The organism is Nocardia brasiliensis IFM 10847 (assembly GCF_000710915.1).
Lineage (GTDB): Bacteria > Actinomycetota > Actinomycetes > Mycobacteriales > Mycobacteriaceae > Nocardia > Nocardia brasiliensis_A.
Map to the genome: position 1 here is coordinate 26,743 of NZ_BAUA01000040.1, position 19,129 is coordinate 45,871.

Annotated in this window: 13 protein-coding genes; 8 read left to right on the plus strand and 5 right to left on the minus strand. The window is 67.6% G+C overall.

Features of this window, described 5'->3' with window-relative positions:
* The first annotated feature begins 391 nt into the window (after nucleotides 1-391).
* Nucleotides 392-4,405, plus strand: a complete 4,014-nt coding sequence (locus NBRGI_RS48970; RefSeq protein WP_158439802.1) for a non-ribosomal peptide synthetase — start codon at nucleotides 392-394, stop codon at nucleotides 4,403-4,405.
* 11 nt (nucleotides 4,406-4,416) lie between these two features.
* Nucleotides 4,417-5,331: an NAD-dependent epimerase/dehydratase family protein gene (locus NBRGI_RS07695; RefSeq protein WP_029893969.1), complete on the plus strand. Its 915-nt coding sequence runs from the start codon at nucleotides 4,417-4,419 to the stop codon at nucleotides 5,329-5,331.
* 18 nt (nucleotides 5,332-5,349) lie between these two features.
* On the opposite strand, the gene NBRGI_RS07700 is transcribed toward NBRGI_RS07695, so the two are convergent.
* Nucleotides 5,350-6,240: an alpha/beta fold hydrolase gene (locus NBRGI_RS07700; RefSeq protein ID WP_029893971.1), complete on the minus strand. Its 891-nt coding sequence runs from the start codon at nucleotides 6,238-6,240 to the stop codon at nucleotides 5,350-5,352.
* Between the two features lie 122 nt (nucleotides 6,241-6,362).
* On the opposite strand from NBRGI_RS07700, the gene NBRGI_RS07705 reads away from it, so the two are divergent.
* On the plus strand, nucleotides 6,363-6,944 hold the full coding sequence (locus tag NBRGI_RS07705) for a CGNR zinc finger domain-containing protein (RefSeq protein ID WP_235210879.1): 582 nt from the start codon (nucleotides 6,363-6,365) through the stop codon (nucleotides 6,942-6,944).
* Nucleotides 6,945-6,957: 13 nt separating this feature from the next.
* Here the strand turns inward: NBRGI_RS07705 and NBRGI_RS07710 are convergent, their stop codons facing one another.
* Nucleotides 6,958-7,527, minus strand: a complete 570-nt coding sequence (locus tag NBRGI_RS07710) for a QsdR family transcriptional regulator (protein ID WP_228831874.1) — start codon at nucleotides 7,525-7,527, stop codon at nucleotides 6,958-6,960.
* Between the two features lie 10 nt (nucleotides 7,528-7,537).
* Between NBRGI_RS07710 and NBRGI_RS07715 the strand changes: the two genes are divergently transcribed.
* Both NBRGI_RS07715 and NBRGI_RS07720 read left to right on the plus strand, forming a co-directional pair.
* Nucleotides 7,538-8,494, plus strand: coding sequence for an SGNH/GDSL hydrolase family protein (locus NBRGI_RS07715; protein WP_235210880.1), 957 nt, complete (start codon nucleotides 7,538-7,540; stop codon nucleotides 8,492-8,494).
* Nucleotides 8,495-8,732: 238 nt separating this feature from the next.
* Entirely contained in the window at nucleotides 8,733-9,446 is a 714-nt protein-coding gene (locus NBRGI_RS07720; protein ID WP_235210881.1) for a class I SAM-dependent methyltransferase, read from the plus strand.
* On the opposite strand, the gene NBRGI_RS07725 is transcribed toward NBRGI_RS07720, so the two are convergent.
* Nucleotides 9,433-10,044, minus strand: a complete 612-nt coding sequence (locus NBRGI_RS07725; RefSeq protein ID WP_029893980.1) for an HD domain-containing protein — start codon at nucleotides 10,042-10,044, stop codon at nucleotides 9,433-9,435. The genes NBRGI_RS07720 and NBRGI_RS07725 overlap by 14 nt on opposite strands.
* Before the next feature lie 93 nt (nucleotides 10,045-10,137).
* Between NBRGI_RS07725 and NBRGI_RS07730 the strand changes: the two genes are divergently transcribed.
* Nucleotides 10,138-11,094 (plus strand): GlxA family transcriptional regulator, encoded by a 957-nt coding sequence (locus NBRGI_RS07730; protein WP_029893982.1) that lies wholly within the window; start codon nucleotides 10,138-10,140, stop codon nucleotides 11,092-11,094.
* 18 nt (nucleotides 11,095-11,112) lie between these two features.
* On the opposite strand, the gene NBRGI_RS07735 is transcribed toward NBRGI_RS07730, so the two are convergent.
* Together NBRGI_RS07735 and NBRGI_RS07740 are read right to left on the minus strand one after the other, a co-directional pair.
* Nucleotides 11,113-14,010: a hypothetical protein gene (locus NBRGI_RS07735; RefSeq protein ID WP_148310726.1), complete on the minus strand. Its 2,898-nt coding sequence runs from the start codon at nucleotides 14,008-14,010 to the stop codon at nucleotides 11,113-11,115.
* Entirely contained in the window at nucleotides 14,001-15,992 is a 1,992-nt protein-coding gene (locus tag NBRGI_RS07740; RefSeq protein WP_029893986.1) for a leucine--tRNA ligase, read from the minus strand. The genes NBRGI_RS07735 and NBRGI_RS07740 overlap by 10 nt, the downstream gene beginning before the upstream one ends.
* Nucleotides 15,993-16,682: 690 nt before the next feature.
* On the opposite strand from NBRGI_RS07740, the gene NBRGI_RS07750 reads away from it, so the two are divergent.
* Both NBRGI_RS07750 and NBRGI_RS45000 read left to right on the plus strand, forming a co-directional pair.
* On the plus strand, nucleotides 16,683-18,377 hold the full coding sequence (locus NBRGI_RS07750; protein WP_036557919.1) for a fatty acyl-AMP ligase: 1,695 nt from the start codon (nucleotides 16,683-16,685) through the stop codon (nucleotides 18,375-18,377).
* A partial coding sequence (locus NBRGI_RS45000) for a MupA/Atu3671 family FMN-dependent luciferase-like monooxygenase (RefSeq protein WP_148310727.1) occupies nucleotides 18,374-19,129 on the plus strand: 756 nt, incomplete at its 3' end. The genes NBRGI_RS07750 and NBRGI_RS45000, both read left to right, overlap by 4 nt.

Consider the following 19,129-nt stretch of genomic DNA (forward strand, 5'->3'; position numbering starts at 1 on the left):
GTCGTCCCGGTCGCGACGAGCCCCGCGACCGACGGACGGCTTCCGGTGACGCCCTTGCAATCCGGCATGCTGTTCCACTCCCTGTACGAAGGTGGTGACGGCGACGACCCCTACCTCGTCCAAGTGGAGCTGAGCCTGCGTGGCACTCTCGACGCGGAGCGGCTGCACGCCTGCGTGCGCCGACTGTGCGTGCGGCATCCCCATCTCCTGGGACATTTCGTGCTCGACGAGAGCACCCGACCGCGGTACGAGATCCGCGACGATCTCGAACCACGCTGGCGGGTGGTCGATCTTCTCGATGCGGCGCACGTGGAGCAGGACATCGCCGTGGTGCGGGCCGAGGGACGCCCGCATCGATCCGCTCGCCGGGCCGCTGTTCGCGGTGAGCCTGGTGCGCACCGCGCCGAGCCGCTCGACCTTGCTGGTGAGCCACCATCACGCGCTGCTCGACGGTTGGTCGCTGGGCATTTTGCTGCGCGAGTTGTTGCTCGGCTACGCGGGCGTGGAATTGCCGCCCGCCGTGCGTATCCGCCGCTTTCTGGACTGGTCGGCGGCGCAGGATCAGGACAGTGCCCGGCGGGCCTGGGCGGTCGCGCTGGACGGCGTGGAACCGAGCAAGGTGGCGCGGCCCGGCCTGGAGCGCTGGCACCGGCCTGTCGAACGCAGCTTCGAGATGCCCGCCACCATGGTCACCGCGCTGCGCGAACGGGCTGCCGAGCACGGCCTCACCGTCAACTCTCTGACGCAGACTCTGTGGGCGTTGACGCTGGCCACCCTCACCGGCGGCGACGATATCGTCTTCGGCATCACCGTGTCCGGCCGCGACGGCGGCGACCTGGGCGAGGCCATCGGTCTCCTGATGAACACCGTGCCGCTGCGGGCGCGCGTGAAACCCGGTGAGACGCCACTGGATCTGGCCGTGCGGATGCACCGTGAGCGGGTGGCGCTGCTGGCGCACGATCATCTAGGCCTGCCCGAGGTGCTCGCGGCGGCCGGCGCCACCGACCTGTTCGACACCTCGCTGGTCTTCGAGAATTTCCCCCTCGACACCGCCCTGTTCGACCAGCCGGACGCGGATTTCGCGGTCGATGCCGTCGAAGTCCGTGGCGGCACGCACTTTCCGCTCACCGTGGTCGTCGTCCCCGGTGCCGAGCGACTGACCTTTCGGATCGCCGCGCAGCTCGAGCGGATCGACGGTCTCACCGATCTCGACGAGCTGTGGTCGTGGATGCTCGCCGCCGCGCGTGCGTTGACGGCGGTGCCGCAACCACGGTGGGGGCGGGTCGGTTTGCTCCCGCCCGCCCGGCACGCCGAGTTGCTCGCCGCCGGGCGGGGCCGTGCGACCGCGCTCGTCGACGCCGGTATCGCAGCGTGTTTCGAGTCCCACGTACGGGCCACGCCGGACGCTGTCGCGGTCTGGTGGGACGAAAAGGAGTTCAGCTACACCCAGATCAACGCTCGTGCCAATCAGGTCGCGCGATCGCTGCGCGAGCGGGGCGTGGGACCCGGCGTTCCGGTCGCCATCGCCCTGCCGCGCTCGATCGACCTGGTGGTGGCCTTTCTCGCGCTCGCCAAACTGGGCGCGGTCTGCGTGCCGCTCAGCGAGCGCTATCCCCCCGACCATGTGGCGCGGCTGTTGCGCTTCACCGGAACCGAATTGGTGCTGCGCGAACTCGATGCCGGGTACTGCGGCGACGACAGCGATCTCGATATCGCCGTCGCCCCGGACGCGATCGCTTCACTCATGTTCACGTCCGGCTCGACCGGGGTGTCCAAGGGCGTGGAAGTGACGCACCGGAATATCGTGACGCGGGCGCGCGATCGGGTCGGTGACCACGCGGGGCATGCGCGTGTGCTGCTGCACCTGCCCTACACCTGGGACATGGTGGTGTACGAGCTGTGGCTGCCCCTGCTGACCGGCCGTACCGTGGTGATCGCGAAACCCGGCGTGCTCGATGTGCACGATTACGCCGAGGTACTCCGCGCCGGCCGGGTCACCTCGATGTTGTTGTCCACCGGGCTGTTTCATCTCCTGGCCGAACGGATTCCGGCGGAACTGTCCCGGCTGCCGCAGCTCGCGGTCGCGGGTGACGTGCTGTCCCCGCAGGCCGTCGCGGCGGTGCGGCGTGGTGCGCGCCCGTCGATAGTGACCAATCTGTACGGGCCGGTCGAGGCGACCTGTTTCGCGCTGAGTTACCCGATTGCGGCGGACGCGTCGCCGGAGCGCCCGGTCCCGATCGGTCGTCCGGCCGACAATACGCGGGTGGCGCTGCTCGATTCGGCCCTGCGGCCGGTGCCGACCGGAGTGACCGGCGAGATCTACCTGTCCGGCGCGGGTATGGCCAACGGCTACCACCGGGCGCCTGCCCAGACCGCCGCACGGTTCGTCGCCGATCCCCACGGCCGACCCGGTGAGCGCATGTACCGCACCGGCGATCTCGGTCGCTGGGATGCCGACGGCCTGCTGCACTTCCTCGGCCGGGCCGACCGCCAGGTGAAGGTCAACGGCTTTCGCGTCGAGCCGGGGGAAGTGGAGGCGGTGCTGCGGCGCGAACCCGGCGTCACCGCGGCGGTGGTCACGACGCGACGGACCGGACTGGGCCAGTCGCTGATCGCGCACGTCGTCGGTCCTGATGCGGTCGACGTCGCCGGGCTGCGCACCCGATTGGGCGCGACACTGCCGTCCTACCTGGTGCCCTCGGCGATCGTGCCGATGCGTGCCCTGCCGTTGACCCCCACCGGCAAGGTCGACGTCGGTGCGCTGCCGCTGCCCCGCGCGGCGGACCCGCTGCCCGCGTCCACGCCTCGGCAGCAGGTCATCGCGGCATCGTTCGCGGAGGCGCTCGGCATGGCCGAGGTCGGCGTCACCGACGACTTCTTCATGCTCGGCGGGAACTCGCTGTCCGCGCTGCGGGTGGTCGCGGTCCTGCGGTCGGCACTGGGTGTCGCGGTGTCGCTGCGCGATCTGTTCGAGGCGCCCACGGTCGCCGCCTTGGAGCGCGCGCTGGCGAGTCGCGGGCCCGCAGACCAAGGCCCGGCCATCGCGAGTGTGCCACGCCCGGAACCGATCCCGCTCTCGCCCGCACAGCAACGCCTGTGGACCGTGGACTATCTTTCGGGCCACCGCCCCGACTACTTGATCGCCACCGGCCTCGAACTGCTCGGATCGGTGAACGAGGCGGCGCTCGCGGCGGCGGTCACCGATGTCGTTGTGCGGCACGAAATCTTGCGTACCGTCCTGCCGTACACGGCGGACGGTCCGGTGCAGCGAATCCTGCCGCTCGAGTCGATGCCGCCGGACTTCCGTCTCGTTGTGCTCGGTGACGGCGAAAGCCTCGAACAGGCAATGGATTACGAGCTGTCGCGAGGTTTCGATCCGACCGTGCGGTCACCGCTGCGGATCCGGTTGTATCGGCTGAACCAGAGACATCACGTCCTGCTCGGTGTACTGCATCACATCGCCGGGGACGGTGAATCGCTGGGCATCCTTCAGCACGATCTGCTGCTGGCCTACCGAGCGCGCACCGCCGATCTCGAGCCTCGATGGCCCAGTGCGGCAACACAGTTCGCCGACTACGCGATATGGCGGCGGTTGCTGCCCGACAGCCTACTCGAGCGCCAGGCCCGGTACTGGCGCGCCGCGCTCGACGGACTGCCCGAGCAGCCGGTGCTGCCCGCGGACCGTCCGCGCGCCGCGCGCCGTGAGAACATCGCGGGCACGGTACCGGTCGTCCTCGACGCGAACACCCATCGCGCGGTGGCCCGCACCGCCCGGGATCACGGGGCCAGCAGCTACATGCTGGTGCACACCGCATTGGCCCTCGCGCTGCACCGGCACGGCGCAGGCGTCGATCTGCCGATCGGAGTCGCGTTGAGCGGCAGGGACGCTCAGGAACTGCACGACGTGGTGGGGTGCGTGATCGACACGGCCGTGGTTCGGGTCGACCTGTCCGACGAGCCCGGCCACCGGGACCTCATAGCGCAGGTCCGGGAGCGCGTGCTCGGGGCGTACGAGCACAAAGAGTTTCCCTTCGACCGTCTGGTGGAGCTGCTCAATCCACCGCGATCGCGCACCCACCATCCGCTGTTCCAGGTGATGGTGACCTACCTGCGCGGCGTCGACAGCGATGGCGAGCAGGACGGTTTGGTGGTCCGGCACCGCCCGGTCGCGCCGCGGCACACGGTCTTCGACCTCCTGCTGAACCTCCGGGAGGAGTACGGGCCGAATCGGGAGTGCGCGGGCATCCGAGGAGAGATGATCTACGCCGCAGAGCTGTTCGACCATGCGACGATCGAATCGCTGGTCGCGACGATGACCACCGTGCTGGCGCAGCTGTGCGCGACGGCGGGTGCGGCGGTCGCCGAGGCTGGAATTCAACCTGGCAGGGGCGTTTTCGAAGAGTAGTGAGGTCGGATATGAAGGTCTTCGTCGCCGGTGGGACGGGCGCTGTCGGACGGTATGCGGTGGCGGCGCTGGTGGATTCGGGACACGAGGTGACAGCGCTCGCACGGACACCGGAGAAGGCGGCACTGCTCGCCGGTCGCGGCGCGTCGCCTCGGCAGGTCTCGCTGTTCGACCGCGCCGGTTTGACCGCGGCGCTGAACGGCCACGACGCCGTGGTGAATCTGGCCACCGCGCTCCCCGCCACCGCCGGGTATCTTTCCGACAAAGCCTGGGCGAGAAACGAATACGTGCGTGTCGAAGGCTCCGCGGCGCTGCGGGACGCGGCGCTCGGCGCGGGCGTCGGACGGTTCGTGCAGGAATCCGTCGCGATGCTCTATCACGACCACGGCGCCGAGTGGGTCGACGAGCAAGCGCCAGCCGAACGGTATCCCCGCGCGCTGTGCAACCTCGCCGCCGAGGACAACGCATACGCGCTGACCACCGCGGGCCACACCGGAATCGTCCTGCGGTTCGGTGTGTTCTGCGGCGTCGGGGCGAGTCACAGCGAGCTGATGCTCACCGCTGCCCGCAGGCATATCGCGACTGTTCTCGGCCCGCCGGACGGCTACCTCCCGTCGATCCACCTCGCCGACGCCGCCTCGGCCGTGGTCGCCGCCCTTACCGCGCCGCCGGGCCGCTACAACATCGTCGACGACGAACCGCTCACCAAACGCGACTATGCCGCCGCCGCCGCCGCGGCGGTACACACCCGTCCGTGGCTGTGGCTACCCGGTCGCGCCGCCCTGCTCGGCGGCTATCGCCTGAGCTCGCTGACTCGCTCATTGCGAGTGTCCAACAAGCTTTTTCGCGATACCACCGGATGGTCGCCGCGGTATCCGAGCGCGCGTGCTGCCTGGCGTGCGATGGCCGGCGAACAGGCGTCCTAGCGTCCGTCTCGCCGCGCACTAGACTCGTCCTGCCGCCACTTCGCTCGTGAAGCGGGCCACCAGCGTGGCGCATTCGTCGTGATGGGTTTCCAGGAGCTGGTGCCCGCTTTCGAAGACGTGGATCTCCAGCGATCGCAGGTCGCGGTGATAGGCCATGATCTCGTCGATCTCGAAGAACGGATCGTGTCTGCCCCACAGCAGCAGGCACGGCGGCTGGTGCTCGCGGTGGTAGGCGCGTAGGGCGGGGAACCGGGCGATGTGCGCGCCGTAGTCGGAGAAGATCTCGAACTGGATGTCCATGATGCCGGGCCGGGACAGGCGATCCCAGTCGAATTGCCAGCTTTCGGGAGGATAGAGCCGCGCCAGGCGCTCGGGTTGTGCACCGATGTACTGGTGCCGGGTGGTCTCGAGATTCATCCACTCCGGTAGTGCGGCCTTGTTCGCCGCGGTGGGGTCGGCGAAGTAGGCCTGCGGAGCGTCCCAGTCCGGCCCCAGTCCCTCGTCGTGGGCGTTGCCGTTCTGCACGATCAAGCCGAGTATCCGATCGGGGTGGTGGGTGGCGAGATGGTAGCCGACCGGTGTGCCGAAATCGGTGACGTACAAGTAGAACTGGTCTACCTTCAGCTCGGCGAGGAACGCCTCTACCGTGTCGGCGAGGTGCTCGAAGGTGTAGTCGTAGTCCCCGGTGGCCGGCGCGGCGGAGAACCCGGAACCGGGCAGGTCCGGCGCGAGGACGTACGCGGTGTCCGCCAACGGTTCGATGATGTCGCGATACGCGTGCGACGAATTCGGGTAGCCGTGCAGCAGCAGGATCGCCGGATCTGCCGGGTCGCCCGCATGCCGATAGAAGATGTCCAGACCTTGGACCTCGATCGTCTCGTGCCGGGTTTTGTGCCGACGGTTCTGCATCTCGCAGCACTCCCTTCTCCGGCCTGAGGAGAGCCCTTGTACCGGATACTATGCTTATAGAGGTTACCGATCCAGGTAACTGCTAAACATGCAAAACGAGGTTACGAACCTTGGAGTACGCGGTGACGCAATGGGTGCCGGAGCATTTCATCGGCGGGCACCCCGCCCTCGACCTCGCGAACGCGGTGTTCGATCGCCGGGTGCCCGTGTCCGGCAACGAGCTGCTCGGGTCCGCCGGCGATATCGGGAACTGGCTGCTGGCGGCGGGGCTCGCCAGCGCTCGCGGAGCGAGGGCGGTCGCCGCGATCGAAGCCGAGCCGTTCGTCGCGCGGGTGCACGCGGTGCGGGAGGCCGCCGCTCAGCTCTTCGGGTCGATCGTCGCGGGCAGGACCCCGGACGCCCAGGCGCTCGGCGTGCTCATGGCGACTGCGGGGAGTGGATTGTGCACCAGCGCAATAAGATTGGACGACACGAGGCCCCGCCTCACCCTGGCCCGATGGCAGGATCCCGACGCTGTCACCGCTTTGCTCGCCCTGCTCGCCGTCGAAGCCTTCTACACCCTCCCGCGCGACCGCCTGCGGTCCTGCCCGCGCTGTGCCTGGCTCTTCCTCGACACCTCACGCGGCGGGAAACGCCGCTGGTGCAGCATGCAGGTGTGCGGGAACCGGGAGAAGGTTTCGCGCCATCGGGAGCAGCTCCGCTGAACATCGGCCGCGCCTATCTCAGCATGCGGCGGATCACGGCGGCCGCGGCGTCGATATCGTCGGGTTCGCCGGTGATCAGCTCGCGGAAGTAGAAGGATTCGCCGATCCGGATGACGGCGTAGGCGAGCGAGTGTGTGTCGATATCGTCGAACTCGCCGACGTCGTCGCGGATGAGCTGGGCGAAGGTGGCGACGAACCGTCGCTGGATCACCCCGTCGCGTGAGGTGAGCACCCGCAGCGCGGTGTCGGTGTGCTGTGCGACGAACGTGCGCATGGCAGGGTGCGCGGCGGCGAAATGCAGGCTGCGCCGGATCATTTCGGCGATTCCGTCCGCGCCCTGGCCGCCGCATTCGCGGCGGATGTCCTCGAACCCGGCGGTGGCGATCGCCCAGATGGCCTCACCGATGATCCGGTTGCGATCACCGTAGCGCCGATACAGCGTCGAGCGGCCGATACCGGCCGCGGTGGCCAGTGCCCTGGCGTCGATCCAGCCGTCGCGGCGGAACATTTCCACCGCGGCACGCAGGACGGCATCCGACTCGGCCAACTGGGGATCTGGGGAATCTAGCGGTAGCGACATCATCAATTCTAGTGTGGCATGGGACACCATTAGTTATGTGTCCCAGCCTGGTGGATCGCACGCCATGGTCGATTCACTCTGGATCGCACGGGAGAATTCGATGTTCAAGCAACCAGCACTCCTATCCCTTTTGCTCGCCCTCGGCGCGGGTACCGTTGCCGCTCCGGCGGTTTCGGCCGCCCCGGACGCGGCTGCGCCCGCTTACTCGTCTTACGTTTCGCTCGGTGATTCCTATACCGCGGGATCGTTCTTGCCCGTGGCCGACGCGCGCTGCGTCCGGTCCAGCCGGAACTATCCGAATCTTGTTGCGGCAGCACTGAAACCCAAGTCCTTCACCGATGTCAGCTGCGCCGGCGCGGCCACCGACGACATGACCGGCACACAGCTCCCGGCCGGGAATCCACCACAGTTCGCCGCGTTGCGGCCGGATACGACGCTGGTGACGCTCGGCCTCGGCGGTAACGATGTGCCCGGCTTCGAGATCATGTTCAACTGTGCGGTGCGCGGTGCGTCGGTACCGCACGGTTCGCCCTGCAAGGACTACTACACACAGGACGGTACGAACCGGATGGCCGAACAGATCCGCGCCATCGGTCCCGAACTCGGTGCGGTGCTCGACGGTATCCGCACCCGGTCGCCGAAGGCGAAGGTGCTGCTGGTCGGCTATCCGGCGCTGTTGCCCGAAACCGGTCCCGGTTGCTGGCCGATCGTGCCGATCTCCGATGGCGACGTGCCGTTCCTACGGGACGGCGCCAAGCTGCTGAACCGGGTACTCGCCGAGCAGGCGGCGAAACACGGCGCGACCTACGTGGATACCTACACCAGCAGCATCGGCCATGACATGTGCCAAGCGCCCGGCACGAAATGGATCGAAGGTCCCGTCCCCACCGACCTGGCCGCCCCGGTGCACCCGAATGCACTCGGCGCGCAAAACCAAGCGCGCCAGGTGATCGCCACGCTGCGCGGTTAACCCCGGCTCCGAAATAAACGGCGAAAATGGGTGCAGCCGAATTGCGCTTTGTCAAGGCCCCTGGGCGAATGTGCAGGTCAACGCAGATGTGTTGGCCTGCTTAGGGTTTCGGCAAGGTGTGCGTTCGCGTGCGGAATTCGCGAGAGGTGACAGAGTCCGCCGCAGCTGCATTCACCACCGCTGCGTTCTGGATATGGTTCGAGTGTTGAATTCGTAACTAGGTGAAGGGGTGGTCGTCGTGACCGAAGGTAACGCAAAACTGGCTATGGATCCGACAAAGGTCGATTTCGAGGAGGCTTACTCCACCGGGGTTCTCGGCCCGGGTGTCGTCATGGAGAAGCTGCCGTGGGAGATCGACAAACCGCAACCGATTCTGGTCGAGCTCGAGCGTGCCGGGCACGTGCAGGGTGACGTGCTCGACGTCGGGTGCGGCCGTGGTGACACCGCGGTCTATCTGGCCGAACTCGGCTATCGGGTGACGGGCGTGGACATCTCGCCGACGGTGATCGGCAAGGCCCGCGACCTGGCGGCCGAGCGCAACGTGACGGCCACGTTCGACGTCGCTGACGTGACTGTGCTCAGCGGTTACGAGGGATCGTTCGACACGGTCGTGAGCAGCGCGCTCGTGCACTGTCTCGACGAACAGCAGCGCAAGGCGCACTGGGACGCGCTGGTACGCGTGCTGCGCCCGGGTGGCCGGTTGATCCAGTTCTGCTTCGCCAAGTCGCCCGGTAGTGATACCTACGCTCCGTACACGCTCGGCGAGGAAGAATATCGGGCGGTCTTCTGCGCCCCGGCGTGGGAGATCCTCGAACTGCGGCGGGACAAGATCTCCGCACTCAAGCCGCCGCAAGCCTTTTGGGATCTGCTCGGCGAAGAACTCTTCCCGGAGTTCGAGGGCGAGGACGGGATGTTGCTGCCGGTCTGGCTGCTGGAGGTCAAGCGGGTGTAGTCCCGCGCTGAAGCGGGTTGTCACGCAGCTTGCGTGCCAACCCGTTTCGCATGGCAGCGGCGGCGGTGCTGCGGGGTTTGCGTGCGGCTTGACGGTCGAAGCAATCGGTGAACTCTTCGGCCAGCGCCAGTCGAGGCCAGAGCGTCGAAACCTGTGCACGCACCGGCAGCGGGATCAGGTCGGCCTCCCGCCCGGAGATATCGAGCCCGGTCGAGCGGGCGAGCAGGTGCCCTTCGGGATCCTGGTCGACCTCGACGTGGTCCCACATGTGCCGCACGATGATCTCGTGCAGCCGTCGTCTGCGTCGCTCGGACCAACCCGCGCCGGCGGCGAACACGGCGGCGACATGTCCGCCCGCGTCCTCGAAATCGACGGCGTAGCTGTCGAATTCGTCCACCAGACCGATGTCGTGGAACATCGACGCCACGTAGAGCAGTTCCATGTCGACCGTGATCGATTCCGCCCGCGCGAGCAACGCCGCCCAGATGAACGCTCGCGCGGAATGATGGAACAACGACGGCGAGCAGTACTGTCGTGCCACCTCGCGCGCGGCGCGCGCCGTCGCCGTCTCGACGTTCGGCAACTCGATCGCGCTCATTGCTTTCCTCCTCGTATCGTCCTCACCTCACGATGCCGCGGCGCGCTACACTGCCGCCATGTCATCCGAGACACCTGAACCACAGATTCGGACATGACGCATCGGGTCGGCGTCCTGGTCTTCGACCGGGTCACCCTCCTCGACGTCACCGGGCCGGTCGAGGTCCTGCACACCGCCGGTGTAGATCGCCGGTATGAATCGGTTCTGCTCTCCGCCCGCGGTGGATTGATCACCACCGCCGCGAACATCGCTCTGGCCACCACCGCGGTCGCCGACGTGGACACGATCGATACCCTCATCGTGCCCGGCAGCGGCTCGCTCGCCTACGAGCCCATCGATGATGAAATACTGCGCACCACAAGCCTTCTCGCTGATATGGCGAACCGTGTCGCCGCGGTGTGCACGGGCGCCTTCGTTTTGGCCGAGCTCGGTCTTCTCGACGACCGCCGGGCTACCACGCACTGGCGCCAAGCGCCCATCCTCGCGCGCCGCTATCCGCGAATCGAGGTCGTGCCCGACGCGCTGCACATCCGCGACGGCCGCTACCTCACCTCCGCGGGCGTCAGCGCGGGGATCGACATGGCGCTCGCGCTGGTAGAGCACGATCACGGCCCCGAGGTCGCGCGCGCGATCGCGCGTGAGCTGGTCGTGTTCATGCAGCGGCCGGGCGGGCAGTCCCAATTCTCCGCGGCCTTGGACACCCCGCGACCCCGCACCGCGACCTTGCGCGCCGCGCTCGACGCCGTCCTGGCCGACCCCGCCGCGCCCCACTCCCTCGACACCCTCGCCGCGGTAGCCGCGCTGAGCACCCGTCAGCTCACCCGGCTGTTCCATGCCGAACTCGGCACCACCCCCGCCCGCTGGATCGAACGGACCCGCCTCGACCGCGCCCAGCAACTGCTCCTCGAAGGGCACACCATCACCGCCGCCGCCCGCCGCAGCGGTCTCGGCAGCGACGAAACCCTGCGCCGCGCCTTCGCCCGCCACCTGGGCATCACACCCACCGAGTTCAAACGCCGCTTCGCCACCACCTGCGCCGAAGCGCGTTAGGCGCGCGGTGAGGTTGCCTCACGCCTTCCCGGTACCGTGCAGCGTGATCTTCAGGCGTGGGTTCCCGTTCTTCTGGTTGATCTTTATCGTGGCGTCGAACTGGCCGACGTCGGGCGGATGGAACACAACCCGTAGATAGCAGTCCGTTTTCCCCTGCGGCGGCGGGCATTGGCCGTCGAGGATGGTGAAGGCTTTGCCGTTCATCCCGTCATCGAGCTGCACCACAGCCAGGTTGTCGCATTCCATGTACGCGAAGGGGATGTACTTCTTGACCGCTTTTCCGACCTGGGTGATGTCGTAGAAGACGGTCGTGTTGTACGGGGTGCACAGCGGCTTCGGCGTCGTGCTGGCCGGAACGATCGGAATCGGGACGACTGTCGTTGTGACGGTGGTTGTTTCGGCCGGTTCGTCGGTGGGGGCCGTGGTGGGCGGCGGTGCGCTCGGGGCGACCGACCGCGGCTGTCCGGTGCGGGTCGGTACGGGCTCCGGAGGTTGTTCGGGCTCTGCTGCCGGGGCCTGCGGCGTAGCGGTGGTGGGTACTACTTTGTCGGTGGCGGCGATCTCGGTGGGCGGGGGCATGATTCGCGTGCAGGTGCCCCAGAGGCCGAGCACGATGGCGACGATCACCGCGCCGATCAGGGTCCGGGGGACACGCGGGCGGCCGCGACCGGAGGGCCGGTCGGGTGGGGTCCGCCACTTCGAGATGGTGTCGCGCACCCGACGGGTCTCGGGATGGTCGGCGCCGAGGCGCGCGGTGAAGTTGGGCAGCCACGCCTCCCACAACTCGATCCGCTCCGCCCGCGAGGCGGTGGGTAGCGCGTACAGCGCGCCGAAGGCGCCGACCGGATCGCCCGCACCGAGGTAGTGCCGGACGGCGGCGACTTCCCGATACGCGGCTGCTTCGGCGGTGCCGCTCTGCACGAGCGCGGCGATGATCGCCCGGTGCGCGCGGACGCTCGACACGTCCTTACGCGGATTCGCCTTGCGCAGTGGGTCTTTCAACGCTGTATGCGCCACACCGAGGTGCTCGCCCGCGGTGCCCGGACGGCGCCGGGCGATCAACGCGCCGAGGCCGACGGACAGGTCGCGTACCTGCGATTCCTCGACGGTGCGAGCGCCGAGATCGTGCAACGCCCGCCGGACCACATCGATCGGCAGTACCGGTCCGGTTTCCGCGGCGACCACCACGGCGATCAGCAGCCCGACCGCCTCGGCGTGCGGTCCGGTCAGCGACCACTGCAGATGCCCGAGTCGATGCCGGACGAGGACGCCGATCGGGAGGCCCGCGGTGAAGTCGGCGTCCACGAGATACCGGTCTACCTGCAGGATCAAGCGGGCGTGCAGCCAGCCGCCCACCGCGCGCCACGGACGGTCCGGCCACGGCGCGTCGGTCACGATTCCGGGATCGACGGCGGCGAGCGCGCGCGAGACCCGGGACCTCGGCCACGGTGCACCCTGCTCGTCCCGCGCGTGCCGCAGGAGGAAGGCGCCGATATCGCTCGCACCCGGCATCGGGAGTTCGAAACGCCACATACGAAGGGCCTGCGGCAAAGCCGGGGCGTCGGTGTCGCTGCGGGTGGTGCCGATCACCCGGACGTGCGCGAAATCGGCATGGCTGGTCAGTGTTTCGATCGCGGTCCACAGTTCGTCGCGGTGACCGTGCTCGGTCGGTAGATCGAGGCCGTCGAGGAGAAGTGTGGTGGTACGGCCAGTGTCGCCCAGTGTCCGCAGTGCGCGCGCCAATCGCGCTGCCACCTTGCGGTATTCGTCGGCGACGGGCGCGCAGGCAGCGGCTGGGTCGAGCTCGCCGGCGGCGACGAGCAGCGCCACCCGGCGCTCGAGCTGGGCGGCCAGTTCGTCGGTCGTCGCACGCAGTGTGCTGGTGCCGGTCAGGAAGACCGCGGCGCCGATATGCGCTGCGCTGATCGCGGTTTCGAGGCCGAGCAGGTCGGGGCGCACCAGCAGGGCGACGGCGGTGGACTTGCCGCTGCCGCCCGGCCCGACCAGCATCCGCAGCCGCTCGTGGCCGTGCTCGGCCACGGTGTTCACCTGACCCCGCAGTGCCTTGGTGATCTGCAGGCCACGGACGAGTTCGTCGACAGTGCCGGCGTCCGGACGGTCGCGCACCGCGTCGCGGGACCGAGTCACGTTGGGCACCAGCCACAATCCATGATCGGCGACGGCAACCGGCGATCCCGCGGCGAACGAGAAGTGCTGAGGCTGCTGATGCGCGCAGGCCTGTGCGACAGGTGTCAGGAGGTCTGCGGACAGTAAGTTCTCGCCACTGGCGGGTACGCCGGTACGAAAGGTGGCGAGCACGGTCTCGGTGAAACATCCGTTGTAGGCGTTGCTTTCGTCGCTGGCAACCAGTAGGTCCACGCGGCCGGACGCCTGCCGGATGAGGCTCGGCCAGCTACGTGCCCCCGCGTCCGCCACCGCCGCGGCCTCGCAGGTGTCCACCACGACCACCAGGCCGTCCAGCCCGGACGAGCCGCTGATCCGTTCCTTGAGGGTCTGCGCGAGGTGCACGGCGTATTGCGAGTCCAGAATCGGCTTACCGGCGGCGTCGGATTCGAGCGAGTCGTGGGCGAGAAAATAATAGTCGCCATTGGTGCTGAGCCCGTGCCCGATGAGCCACAGCAGCAACGTTGCCCGGTGCTGTGCAGCGGACTCGAATGCCGCTCGCAAGGCGGCGTGTAGATTCCGGACGGTCGGATTCACAATTGTCATACCGCCCGATATCGCCGACTGCCACTGACCGTAATCGGTAAGTGCGGCAGCGACTTCCGGGGCGAGGCGTGCGGGGAATCCGAGGTGGGGGAGCGCGGCGCATTTGGAGCCGATAATCAGCGCCAGCCTTCTCCCCACCGTTCCGATAATAATGCCGAGAACTCTGGAACGTCCGATTACGAACACAACTCCGTCGGGACGATGTTGACCACATTCGGGGCGCGCACGATCACATCGGCGATGTCCGCGCCGCGCAAGGCGGCGGTGGCCTTTGCCGAAGCGAGCGCCAGTGCGCGCAGCGCGTCGGCAGTTATGTCGACCGGCACCTCGAGCCGGTCGCGTACCTTACCGGCCACCTGCACCACGCAGGTCACCTTGTCCGCGACGATCAGCGCGGGATCACACTGCGGCCAACCGTGTTCGGTCACCGAGGCCGCTCGTCCCAGTCGCTCCCAGGCCTCCTCCGCGGTGTACGGCGCGACGCACGACAGCATCCGAGCCAGGGCTTCGGCTCCTTCGCGGACCACCGGGTCCGCCGCGCCGGGCCCACCGTCGATCGCCCTGCGCAGCGTGGCGGTCAGGGTCATCATCCTGGCGATGGCCACATTGAATCGCCGGCCGTCCATCGCGGTGGTGGTCGCGTCGATCAGCCGGTGTACTCGTCTGCGCAGATCGGGATCGCCTGCCGCAGAGGATGTTTCGCGCAGTTCGGCGATATCGCCACTCAGGCGCCGGACTCGGGTCAGCCACTTCGCCGCCGCGGCGGGCGCGACATCGGCCCAGTCGATATCGTCCTCCGGCGGCCCCGCGAACAGCATGGTCACCCGCACCGCATCCGGTCCGTGTGCCGCGATCTGATCCTGCAAACCCACCAGGTTGCCCAAGCTCTTGCTCATCGCCTTGCCCGCCATGAGCACCTGCCCCTGATTGGTCAGCCGGGTGAACGGCTCGACGAAGGGCACCAGTCCCATGTCGTACAGCACCTTGGTGATGAACCGCGCATAGATCAGATGGCCGGTGGCATGTTCACGGCCGCCGATGTACTCGTCCACCGGCAGCCAGCGCCGTATCTCCTCGGGGTCGAACGGGCCCGCGGTGTATCGAGGATTCGGATAGCGCAGGAAATACCAGGACGAGTCGACGAAGGTGTCCATCGTGTCGGTGTCGCGTTCGGCCGGACCGCCGCACGCCGGACAGCGCACGGTGACCCACTCGCGGGCCGTGGCCAGCGGTGGCGACCCGTCGGCAGGGCGCAGCTGGTAACCGTTGTCCGGCAATCGGACCGGCAGCTCGTCTTCGGGTACCGGCACCACGCCGCAGTCGGCGCAGTGGATGACGGGGATCGGCGTGCCCCAATAGCGTTGCCGCGATATCAGCCAGTCCCGCAGCCGATAGGTCACCGCGCCGGAGCCCCGCTCGGTCGCCCCCGGCGCCGTCTGGTCGTCGACGGGCGCGTCTGCCGAGCGCCCGATCCAGTTGCGCTGCATGGTCAATACCTCGGCGGGCCACTTACCGTGCAGTTCGGCCATGTCGTCGAGCAGGCGTTCGGCGTACGCGGTGATGCGGAAGAACCACTGGGTCAGCTCGCGCACCGTCACCGCGGTGCCGCAGCGCTCGCACCGTCCGCGCACCACCTGCTCGTTGGCCAGTACGGTCCGGTCGTTCGGGCACCAGTTCACCGAGGCGGCCTTCCGATAGGCCAGGCCGCGTTCGAACAGCCGCAGGAACAGCCACTGGTTCCACCGGTAGTAGTCCGCATCCGAGGTATGCAGGCGGGTCCGCCAGTCGAACGAAATGCCCAGCCGGGTAAAGGATTCGGCTTGGACGTCGATATTGTCGTAGGTCCAGCGTCGCGGATCCCGGTCCCGTTTCACGGCGGCGTTCTCCGCGGGGAGCCCGAACGAATCCCAGCCCACCGGATGCAGCACGTCATCGCCCCGCAGGCGTCGATAGCGGGCGATGGCATCACCGATCGCGTACACCTCGGCGTGGCCCATGTGCAGGTCGCCCGACGGGTACGAGTACATGCTCACCACATAGGAGCGCGGACGATCGTCACCCCGGGTACGCCCGTCGGCGTCGAAGACATGGCGCTGCCGCCATATCCGCGTCCACTTGTCGATGATCGCGGCGGGGTCGGAGACGTCAGGGGCACTGTGATCGTTCATGGTCACCTCACGGCGGAAGTCCGAATCGACCCGCGAGTCGTCGCCGGTCGAACGCGGGCACCACCTCCCACAGGAGGTCCGCCGTGCTGACTGTGCCCTCTCAGAACCGGGTCAGCACGGCCCGGTAAGCGCTGTCCCCGGGAACGTCATGCGCGCATCGTAACGCGCACCGCCGCGGTGGTGCGAATGCTTTTCCCGCCGGTCGCCACGCCGATATCGGCACCCGGTGCGGGATCGTCACCGATGTTTCGGGCGACACGATCGGATAACAACAATCGCGACACGTGCTGAGCGCCGGGATATTTTCCTCGGCATGTGCATCGAGACCTCCTGTGTCCCGGCGTAATCGCCCGCAACCTCCTACCCATCCGCGACAGGGGCCGTAACGAACTAGGAGGAACACTCGACCGCTGCCGTTGCGCCTCGCCCTGGAAGGAGAACAGTGATACGCGTCAGTTCGATACGTCCTACCGTCCCACTGACGAAATGTTCCCGGAACTTTCCGCTGACCGGAGTCGAGTGCGCGAGGCGCGTGTAACGAGCGGTGGTGTAGTAACTTTCGCTGTCGGTATCGGCGGCATTCGCCGGGCCGATCGGCCCGGTTCGATACGTGATGCCGGGGGTGGCTTCGGCAGGCCTGAATATCGTTCGTCCAGTGTGGCTGTAGCTGACTCGGGAGGTCGAAGGTCGATGAGTTACGAACAGATATCGGAACGTCCGTCGACTCTGGCGGACATCTTGGTGCGTCGTGGTGTCGAAGATCCCCACCGAGTCGGCTACACGTTTCTCGACGCAGACGGGCACCGCGAAACAGAGGATTACGGGCGGCTCTTGGAACGTGTGCTCGGCTTGGCGACGCGGTTGCGGGAAATCAGTGCGCCGGGCGACCGCGTCCTGTTGCTCTGCCCGTCCGGTCTGGACATGGTGCACGCCTACTTCGCCTGTCTGCTGATCCGCCGTGTCGCTGTACCGCTGTACGTGCCGACCGGGCAACGCCATTCCGAGACCGTGGCGGCGATCGCCCGCGACAGTGGCGCGGCGGCCGTCATCGCGCCGCAACAGGCCGCGGCGGTGGCGCGTGAGCTGCTCGACTGGCCCGATGAGCGGATCCTCGACAGCACGGCGATCGGCGGCGGCGCCCAAGAGCTGCTCGACATGCCGCTGCCCACCGAAAACGATGTGGCACATCTGCAATACACCTCCGGCTCCACCGGCAGCCCGAAGGGCGTGGTGGTGCGCCATCGCAATCTGATGCACAACCTGGAATGCCAGCGGCGCGCCTTCGGGCACACCGAGCGTAGTTCGGCGGTCCACTGGCTGCCGCCGTCGCACGATATGGGCCTGGTGCTGGGCATTCTTTCACCGCTTTTCGCCGGATACCCGGCGACGCTCATGGCGCCGATGACCTTCCTGCGTAAACCGCTGACCTGGCTGCGCGCGGTGGCCGAGCAGGCGAATACCACTGCGGGCGGGCCGAATCTGGCATTCGGCATCTGTGCCGAGCGGGTGTCGGCGGCCGAGGCCGAGGAATTGGATCTGTCGCGGTGGGATGTCGCGTTCGTCGGCGCGGAGCCGGTCAATCCGACCATTCTGCGCCGATTCGCCGACAAATTCGCCGTGAGCGGTTTTCGCCCGGAGAGTTTCTTCCCCGGATATGGACTGGCCGAGGCGACTTTGTATGTGAGCGGTGGGCCGGTCGGCTCGGGTCTGCGCACGCGCTCGTTCGCGAACGACGAACTGGAAAAGGGTTTCGTCGTCGCGACGCCGAACGGGCGCGAATTGGTCGATCTGGGCCCGGTCGGGGCCGCGACGGCGGCGGTGATCGATCCGGTGACGTCGCGGCGATCGGATTCCGGCCGGGTCGGCGAAATCTGGCTGGCCGGGGAAAGCGTCACCACCGGCTACTGGAACAAACCCGAAGAGAGCGAGCGGGCTTTTGCCGCGGAAATCGCGGGTGAGGCCGGTACGCCATATCTGCGCACCGGCGATCTCGGTTTCCTGGCCGACGGGCATCTTTTTGTCTGCGGCCGGCTCAAGGAAGTGATGATCATCAACGGGCGGAATCTGTTCCCGCAGGACATCGAGTGGAGCATCGAGTCCACCCATCCGCGATTGCGTCGCGGGGGCTGCGCCGCGTTGTCGACCGAGGTGAACGGTGAAGAGCGTTTGATCGTCGTGCAGGAGCTCGACGAGGAAATCGCCGACGACACTGTGGCCGCGCTCGAACAATCGATCCGATCCGCGGTGAGCCGGGATCACGCCGTGGCGCTGTACCGAGTGATATTCGTCGACAAGGGCAAGGTGCTGAAAACGACCAGCGGGAAGATCCGGCGAGCGCAGCTACGTCACCTGTACGCCAACGAGATCGGATCGAGGGCCATATGAGCGAGCCGCAGGGCCGCGCCGACACCACGACGTTCTTCCTCGGCTGGGCACAGCAGCGCCTGGGACTCGAGCAGATAGATCCGCGGACACCGCTCACCGCGCTGGGCCTCGACTCGGTCAAGGCGGCCGAGCTGTTGACGATTCTCGAGGACCGATTCGGCATCGAGGTATCCGCCGAAGACATCTACGGTGACATGTGCGTCGCCGATCTGGTCGACGAGGTGGTCAACCATCGCGACGCCGGTGCCGTCGCCACGACCGTGGCCTCGTGCGCACCGGATCGCCAGGTTGGTGCTGCCGTCGAGTTCGGCCTGTTCTTCTTCGCCAGCGACGCGCAGCAGCGTAGTTCGCAGCGGTACCAGCTGTTGTTCGACAGCGCGCGCTTCGCCGACGCACACGGCTTTTCCTCGATCTGGTTGCCGGAAAGGCACTTTCACAAGTTCGGCGGCCTCTACCCGAATCCGGCCGTGCTGGCGGCGGCGCTGGCGCCGGTGACCGAGCGGGTGCGGATCAGGGCGGGCAGCGTGGTGCTGCCGCTGCATGATCCGGTACGGGTCGCCGAGGACTGGTCGGTAGTCGACAACCTGTCCGACGGCCGGGTCGATGTCGCGTTCGCCACGGGCTGGAACCCCGACGACTTCGTGCTGGCGCCCGACCGCTACCGCAGCCGGGTCGAGGTGATGCGCGACGGCATGCAGACGGTCCGGCAGCTGTGGCGCGGCGAACCGATCTCGCTGCCGAACGGCGCGGGT